Origin of the sequence: Streptomyces sp. URMC 124, assembly GCF_051386455.1 — a bacterium.
GTDB lineage: Bacteria > Actinomycetota > Actinomycetes > Streptomycetales > Streptomycetaceae > Streptomyces.
In genome coordinates, this window is the sequence record NZ_JBPQTS010000555.1 from 1 (window position 1) to 253 (window position 253).

General features: G+C 50.6%; 1 protein-coding gene. It reads right to left on the reverse strand.

The genetic code is table 11. The features are described 5' to 3' along the window. Nucleotides 1–253, reverse strand: a 253-nt coding sequence (locus ACSNOG_RS33675) for a response regulator transcription factor (protein ID WP_436756466.1), incomplete at both ends; no start/stop codon positions are given.

Below are 253 nucleotides of genomic sequence, written 5' to 3' on the forward strand. Positions count from 1 at the left end.
TCTCAAATGTGCCTGAATCCGCGCGATCACCTCTAGAGGGTTAAATGGTTTGGTTACATAATCATCCCCGCCCAAGAACAGGCCTCGAAGTTTATCCAGGTCACTGGAACGTGCGGTCAGAAACAAAACCGGAGTCGTGATGGTTTTGCGCATTTCCGTGCACAGCGAAAATCCATCCATGTCCGGAAGCATGACGTCAAGAACGATCATATCGAAACGTCGTGTTTGCACGGCATTGAGCGCTTCAGCAGCG